This is a genomic window from Verrucosispora sp. SN26_14.1, from assembly GCF_004307965.1.
Taxonomy (GTDB): domain Bacteria; phylum Actinomycetota; class Actinomycetes; order Mycobacteriales; family Micromonosporaceae; genus Micromonospora.
This window is the reverse complement of the sequence record NZ_SISL01000289.1, coordinates 1-7,700: the sequence shown is the minus strand read 5'-3', so window position 1 is coordinate 7,700 and position 7,700 is coordinate 1. Positions and strand designations below refer to the sequence as shown.

At 71.0% G+C, this 7,700-nt stretch carries 5 protein-coding genes; 3 read left to right on the top strand and 2 right to left on the bottom strand.

The window, feature by feature from the left end:
• The first annotated feature begins 706 nt into the window (after nt 1-706).
• From EYA84_RS21925 to EYA84_RS21915, 3 genes are all read left to right on the top strand, one after another.
• A complete protein-coding gene (locus EYA84_RS21925; protein ID WP_131054924.1) occupies nt 707-1,363 on the top strand; it encodes a response regulator transcription factor in 657 nt (218 codons plus the stop codon).
• 130 nt (nt 1,364-1,493) lie between these two features.
• Nucleotides 1,494-3,614, top strand: a complete 2,121-nt coding sequence (locus EYA84_RS21920) for a M14 family zinc carboxypeptidase (RefSeq protein ID WP_236145897.1) — start codon at nt 1,494-1,496, stop codon at nt 3,612-3,614.
• Nucleotides 3,615-3,708: 94 nt separating this feature from the next.
• Nucleotides 3,709-4,389, top strand: coding sequence for a fasciclin domain-containing protein (locus EYA84_RS21915; RefSeq protein WP_161595012.1), 681 nt, complete (start codon nt 3,709-3,711; stop codon nt 4,387-4,389).
• Nucleotides 4,390-4,531: 142 nt separating this feature from the next.
• On the opposite strand, the gene EYA84_RS21910 is transcribed toward EYA84_RS21915, so the two are convergent.
• Nucleotides 4,532-5,815: a citrate synthase gene (locus EYA84_RS21910; protein WP_131054922.1), complete on the bottom strand. Its 1,284-nt coding sequence runs from the start codon at nt 5,813-5,815 to the stop codon at nt 4,532-4,534.
• Between the two features lie 270 nt (nt 5,816-6,085).
• Nucleotides 6,086-7,700, bottom strand: a 1,615-nt coding sequence (locus EYA84_RS21905; protein WP_131054921.1) for a sulfatase-like hydrolase/transferase, incomplete at its 5' end; no start/stop codon positions are given.

The window sequence follows — 7,700 nt, the reverse complement described above, 5'->3', positions numbered from 1 at the left end:
GCCCAGGCCCCGAACGTGGCCGCCGAGCGCGCCGCGCAGCTCATGGCGCACGGCCGGTCGCGCCCGGTGGTCCCGGAGGGCAACCTGCTGGCCGCCGCCGGCCTGCGCTGACCCACACCCCACCCCCACAGCGCTCGCGCCACACGGCGTTGCCCCTCGACGAGCCAGTGTCGACCCACCCGGTCGGCACTGGCTCGTTCGCGTGCCGGGGCGAACGGTGCCGGGACGGTCGCTTACCACCAGCGTGGTGGCGTTGCGTAAGCGTCGCCGAGCGTGACGGTGCCCGGCCGCCACCAGTTGTCCACCTCCCCGCCTTTGCTCTGCTTCAACCCACGCAATAGCACCTGAGCTGCACCGATCCGACGACGGTGCCACCACGGCGACGGCGCGTCCACTGCGGAGGGTTACCGATGCGTGGGTTGAAGCAGAGCAAAGGGGCCGCAGGGGAAACGGCGGACACCGGGGTGGGCTACCGACAGTGAGGCCCCGGTGCGGCCTGTCCCGGTGCGGGTCGTGCCGGAGCGGCGTCCGTGGCCCTGCCGTCGGGCGGGCCCGCCGAGGTCGGATCCGAGGCGGCCAGACCCGTTCGGCCAGATGATTCTGTCGTTACGATCTTGTATCTGCACTGGTCACCGCTGCTTCACATCCGACAGACTCGCAAGAATTCGGGAAGGCTGCGGCCTCCGCGAGGTCGAGGAGGGTGTGCGTGCGGGTGCTCCTGGTGGAAGACGACCTCCGCGTGTCGGCGGGCCTCTCCGCAGCGCTGCGGCGCCGGGGGCACGAGGTCGTGCAGGCGCTGACGGCCGCCGAGGCGGTCGAGGCGGAGCCGGTGGACCTCATCCTGCTCGACATGAACCTGCCGGACCGCGACGGCCTGGAGGTGTGCCGGCGGATCCGCCAGCACAACGAGGAGGTCGCCATCATCGCCGTGACGGCGCGCGTCGAGGAGCACGACCGGGTGGCCGGGCTGCGGGCCGGGGCGGACGACTACGTGGTGAAGCCCTTCTCGATGGTCGAGTTGCAGGCCCGGATCGAGGCGGTGATGCGGCGGACGACGCGTACCGCCCGGCCGGCGACCCTGGTGCAGGTCGACACGCTGCGGATCGACGTGGACGCCCGACGGGTCTGGGTCTCCGACCGGGAGGTCGGCCTCTCCCGCAAGGAGTTCGACCTGCTGCTGGCGCTGGCCCGGCAGCCGGGCACCGTGGTGCCCCGGGACCGCTTGCAGTTGGAGGTCTGGCAGACCACCTGGGCGACCCGGCACAACCTCGACGTCCACGTGGCCGCGCTGCGCGCCAAGCTCGACGACGCCGGGCTGGTCGAAACCGTACGCGGGGTCGGTTATCGCCTCCGGTCCGGCTGAGCATCGACTCAGGGCCGAGGCCGGCCGAACCTCAAGGCATCCTCAAGAATCCCTGCTCGCGGCCCCGCAGTCGGCCCGCTGAGGGTGTGCTGTCGGTATCCAGCCCTCCCTCCTGTTTGGAGAACCCCCCTTGAGATACAGACGGACAACGGCCGGTGTCTTCTCCACACTTCTCGTCGCCGTGCTCGCGGCGACCGCCCAGCCCGCCCCGGCCCTCGGCCAGCTGCCCACCGCGCTGGCGCAGGCGGAACCGAACCAGGTCCAGGGCCTGACGGTCGTCCAGGGCGACGGGTACGCCACGCTGGCCTGGACCCACGTCGACGGCGCCACCGACTACCAGATCGAGCGCACCGCCCTCGCGGAGGACGGGACCCCCTCCGGGAACGGTGTGATCGTCGGTGTCTGGCGACCGAACCGTCAGATCAACAACTCCGAGCCCACCTTCGCCGACGCCGGCTTCGTGCCGGGCAACCGGTTCCAGTGGCGGGTACGCGCCCGCCTCGGCACCGAGGCGCAGCCGTACTCGGCGGCCGTCAGCGGCACCACCACGGCGCACTGGGGCGACCCGAACGTCCCCGGCCAGAACCTGCGTACGCAGTGGGAGAACACCCTCGGCGCGCAGTACACCAGCGACGTCAACGAGTACGCCTACACGGCGGCCGTCGACGAGCTGAGCGAGCGGGTCCGCGTCGTGGAGCTCGGCCGCACCATCAACAACCGGCCGATCAACATGTTCGTCATCGGCTACCCCACCCCGCCGGCGACCCCGGAGGCCGTGGCCGCGACGAACCCGCTGCTGCTCAACTGCAACGTGCACGGCAACGAGCCGGGCGACCGTGAGGCGTGCTTCATCATGGCCCGCCAGCTGGCCTTCACCGACGACCCGGCCACCCTCGACCGGCTGTCGAAGACCACCATGCTGATCCTGCCGACGATCAACGGCGACGGTCGGGCCGCCAACAGCCGGGGCAACTCCACCGGCCAGGACCTGAACCGGGACTACTCGCTGATCCGCCAGCCGGAGACGCAGACCTTCGTGGAGATGATCCGCGACTACCGCCCGATCGCCAGCTACGACGGCCACGAGTACGGCAACGCCAACACCGGTGACCTGCCGATGCTGCCGCCGCGGCACGCCAACGTGGCGCAGGGGATCTTCGACGAGTCGCAGAACATGATCGAGGGTCACATGTACACCCAGGGCGCCAAGGACGGCTGGTGGGCCTGCCCGTACGGGTGCACCGGGGCCAACGTCGGCCTGGGTGAGGAGACCATCCTGCGGAACACCCTGGGTCTGAAGAACGTGGTCAACTCCCTGCTGGAGCTGCGCAGCTCCGGCGGCCCGACCCGGCCGGACGAGACCAACACGGCCAACAACCGGCGCCGCAAGACCTACTCGGCGCTGTGGACGTTCACCCAGTTCCTCGCCTACCACCAGGCCAGCGCCACCAACCTCAGCAGCGCCCGGGCCGAGGCGATCAGGTTCCAGTCGGCGAACACCGGCCGGATCGTCTTCCGCGGCTCCCGTCCGATCGAGGCGCACCCCGCCCCGCACCCGGGTGACACCCCGCCGCCGGTCGACGCCCCCACGCCGGCGCGGATCCTGGAGCAGGCGCCGTGCGCGTACAAGCTCACCGAGGCGCAGTACAACGGTGCCCGCACCGACGGTCCCGCCGGTCGACAGACCACCGTGGCCCAGCGGCTCGCCGCACACGGCTGGAAGGTGATCAAGGTCGCCGACGGGTACGTCGTGCCGCTGTCCCAGCCGGAGCGGGGTCTGGTGCCGCTGCTCCTCGACGAGCAGGCCGTGGAGGGCCTGGTCGTGGGCGAGCGGATCGCCGCCACGGTGACCGGTACCCGCAACGGCCCGCTGACCGTCTCCGGGGTGACGTGCCTCGCCGACGCCACCATCCGTGGTCCGATCAAGGTCCAGCCGGGCGCCGCGCTGATCGTCAACGGCAGCTCGATCAACGGGCCGGTGGACGCCAGTGGTGCGGCCGGTTTCGTGCTGACCGCCAGCACCGTGCACGGTCCGGTGAACGCCACCGGCGTCCGGGGCCCGGTGGTCCTGGTCGGCAACCGCACCAACGGCCCGGTCAACGTGGTCAACAACACCGGTGACGCTCCGCTGGTCGCCGGCAACACCGTGAACGGCCCGCTGTCCTGCTCCGGCAACACCGCCGCGCCGGTCAACCTGGAGGTCGTCAACTCGGTGAGCGGTCCGAAGTCCAGCCAGTGCGCACGCCTGTGACCTGCTGAACCTCGACCGACCGACGTACCGGCAGGCCGGATCCGCGCCCGGCCTGCCGGTACCCACCACCCGCCCGACACAAGGGGAGACCACCGTGACCGACACCCTCAGGCCCTCGACGACGGACCCGCGACGGGCCCGACGGCGCGCGGTCCCGGTCGCCGGTGCGGCCCTGGCCACGCTGCTCGCGGTCGCGGGCTGCACCGGCGGCGAGGATCGCGCCACCGACGCGGCGGACACCGGTACGCCGGTCGCCGTCGCGGTGACCGGCCCGCTCTGCGAGCAACTGCCGGCGGGCACCGAACCGGGTAACCCGGGCTCGCTGGTCGGCCAGCCCGCCGACCAGGCCCTCCAGTGGATTCCCGTGCTGACCACCTTCGAGGCGGCGGTCCGGGCCACCGGTCTGGGCGGCGAACTGGCCGGCGTGACCGTGCTGGCCCCCACCGACGACGCCTTCTCGGCGAAGTTCTCCCGCACCAACCTCGACGAGTTGCTGCTGCACGATGTCGACGACCTGCGCACACTGCTGCGCGAGCACGTGGTGACCGGGCCGATGTCGGTCTCCCAACTGGTCACCGCCGGCAGCGTACGCACCCTCGCCGACACCGAACTCACCGTCACCGGACAGGGCGAGGCCGCCCGGTTCGGCGACGAGGCACAGACCGTCTGTGCCGACTACCAGGCCGCCGGCACCCGGATCCACGTCATCAACCGGGTCCTCGGCTCGCTGCCGACCACGGCCGGCGAGGACGACGACGGCCACCCGGCGCACTGACCGTCCGTGGGGCCAACCCCCTCCTCGCGGACGCACGACGGCCGCCGACCCCCGTGAACCGGGGACGGCGGCCGTCGTGTCGCTGTGAGGAAGGGACCCTTGCTCTACACGAGGCGTGAGTAAGGGGCCCTTCCTTGCGGGGTCAGCGCTTCTCGAAGGGGAGGTAGTCCCGCTCGGCGGAACCGGTGTAGACCTGCCGAGGACGGCCGATCTTGGTCTCCGGGTCGTTGATCATCTCGCGCCACTGCGCGATCCAGCCCGGCAGCCGACCCAGGGCGAACAGCACCGTGAACATCTTGGTCGGGAAGCCCATCGCCTTGTAGATGAGCCCGGTGTAGAAGTCCACGTTCGGGTAGAGCCGGCGGTCGACGAAGAAGTCGTCGGCGAGCGCGATCTCCTCCAACTGCATGGCGATGTCCAGCAGCGGGTCCGGCTTGGCCATCCGGCCGAGCACGTCCTGCGCCGCGTTCTTGACGATCGCGGCACGCGGGTCGTAGTTCTTGTAGACCCGGTGGCCGAAGCCCATCAGCTTGACGCCGTCCTGCTTGTCCTTGACCTTGCGGACGAAGGACTGCACGTCACCGCCCTCGGCCTGGATCCGCTCCAGCATCTCCAGCACCGCCTGGTTGGCACCGCCGTGCAGCGGGCCGAACAGCGCGTTCACGCCGGCCGAGACCGAGGCGAAGAGGTTGGCGTTGCTGGAGCCGACCAGCCGCACGGTCGACGTGGAGCAGTTCTGCTCGTGGTCGGCGTGCAGGATGAACAGCATGTCCAGCACGCGGGCCATCACCGGGTCGACCTCGTACGGCTCCGCCGGCACGCCGAACGTCATCCGCAGGAAGTTCTCCACGTAGCCCAGCGAGTTGTCCGGGTACAGCAGCGGCTGCCCGATCGACTTCTTGTAGGCGTACGAGGCGATGGTGGGCACCTTCGCCATCAGCCGGACCGTGGACATCTCCACGTGCTCGGCGTCGAACGGGTCCAGACTGTCCTGGTAGAAGGTGGAGATGGCGCTGACGGCCGAGGAGAGCACGGCCATCGGGTGCGCGTCCCGGGGGAACCCGTCGAAGAACCGACGCATCTCCTCGTGCAGCAGCGAGTGCCGCCGGATCCGTTCGGTGAACTCGGTGAGCTGCTCGGTGGAGGGCAGCTCACCGTAGATCAGGAGGTAGGAGACCTCCAGGAAGGAGCTCTTCTCGGCCAACTGCTCGATGGGGTAGCCACGGTAGCGCAGGATGCCTGCATCGCCGTCGATATAGGTGATCGCGGACGAACAGGCGGCGGTATTGACGAAACCGGGATCGTAGGTCGTCATCCCGGTTTCCTTCAGCAGCTTGCCCACGCCGACCCCGCCGGGGCCCTCGACCGCGGAATGCACCGGCATCGACAGCTGCCCGCCGGGGTGATCGAGCTTGACTTCCGTCATGTGGTTCCTCGCTTCGCCGGCAGATCTACGTTGAATTGCCTTCGCTTCTACCGTAATTGCGGTTGCGGCGACACCGCCTGCCGTGGTTCGGCGGTGAGGTATGCGTCACCCGATTCCCGACCAGGGCGCTGGGAAACCCCGACGAGCAGGGGCATACAGGCACAAAGAAACCACGAAGAGTGTCGGTACGCGACGGGTACGTAACTGTCCGAGCGCTCAGTCACGTGCCCCTCGGGGGGTGACGGCGGGCCGCGCGCGGACGTGCCGGCGTCAGGTGACGGCGAGCCGGCGCAGGTCACCGGCGGCGTCGACGAGGTACAGGTCGAGCCGGTTGGCGCCGGGGTGGAACAGCCGGTCGTCGGCGAGCAGCGCGGCGAAGCGGCGACCACCCGGATCCGGGGAGACCACCGGCACCACGGCCCCGACGACACCGTTGACCGCCACCGCCAGCGAGGTACCGTCGGCGACCCGGTCGGGCACCGTGCCCCAGACCATCCCCGGCAGCCGCCCGTCGTCCGGGTCGACGGCGCGGAAGGCGTCCTGCCCGCCGACGACGGCGGTGCCGCCGGGCGGCGCGTCACCCACGGTGGTGCCGACCAGCGGGTGCGGTGGCGGCGACGGCATCGCGGCGGGTACACCGCCCCGGATCGGCATGGGCTGCGACGGCCGGTCGTAGAAGACCTTGCCCGGATCGGTACGCGGCGCCTGCCGGGCCGAGCGGCCCTCGACCCGCCACGGCAGCCGGATGGCCGCCTCGTCGGCGATGGTCGGCAGCAGGTCGACGTGTTCCCAGTTGCGGTCGTCCACCCGCCCGGTGCGCTGCCCCGGCGTCCGGACGAAGGTGGGCACCCAGGCCACCTGTTCGGGGGCGGCCCGGATGGCGTCCTCGCCCCGGCCCTGCACCCCCTCGGTGAAGCTGACGCCGTGGTCGGCGGTGACCACCACCAGCGCCCGGTCCCACAGTCCGCTGGCGCGCAGCGTGCGGATGGTCTCGCCGATCAGTCGGTCGGTGTAGCCGAGCTGTGCCAGGTGCCGCTGCCGGGCCAGGTCCACCCAGCCCCGTCCCTCGTACGGAAAGTCCTCGGGCGCCTCGTACCGGGCACCCGAGGGCAGGTACGCCCACGGGCTGTGCGGCATCAGCAGGTGCAGGAAGTGCAGCGTGGGCCGGTTCGACGGGGTCAGGCCGTTCAGGAAGCTGGTAAAGCGGGCCGGCTGGTTGACGTTGAGGCTGTCCCAGCGGAACTTCGGGTCGCTCGGCACCGGCTCGGCGGCGTCGATGCCCGCCTCCTCGGCGGTGCGCTCCCGGTACGAGTCCTCCGGGTCGATCCGGCTCTCGTGCGGCGCGGTGATCTGCCGCGCCAGCCTTCCGGTCTCCCGGACCAGCACCCCGATCCCCTGCTCCGGGGTGACCGGCTGCTCGCAGCGGCTGGGCGGGCAGAGCCGGGTGATGCTCTCCTCGGCCCGGATGTCGTACAGCCCACCGAAGGCGGTGAAGAGGTTGTCCGGGTAGTGCGAGTAGTGCGGCGCGTACGGCTGGGCCGGGTAGCGGCCGGTCAACATGGCCGGCAGCGCGTACGGCGTCCAGCCGCTGACCCCGGTCGAGTTGCGGTACCAGGTGGAGCCGGCGGCCAGTTCGGCGAAGTGCGGGTACCGGGCCGCGTCGATGCCGCCGTCCGCGTCGAGCAGCGAGACCAGGGGCAACTCGTCCAGCACCAGCATGACCACCGGCGGGTGCAGGTCACCGATCGCCGTACCGGCCGCGCCGCCGTCGCCCCGGGGCAGCACCACCGGCCCGGTCGGCGAGGCGAACAGGAACAGCCCGACGAAGATCAGCGGACCCACGGCGGCCACCCGCAGCACCCGCCCCGGAGCCCGCCACCGCCGG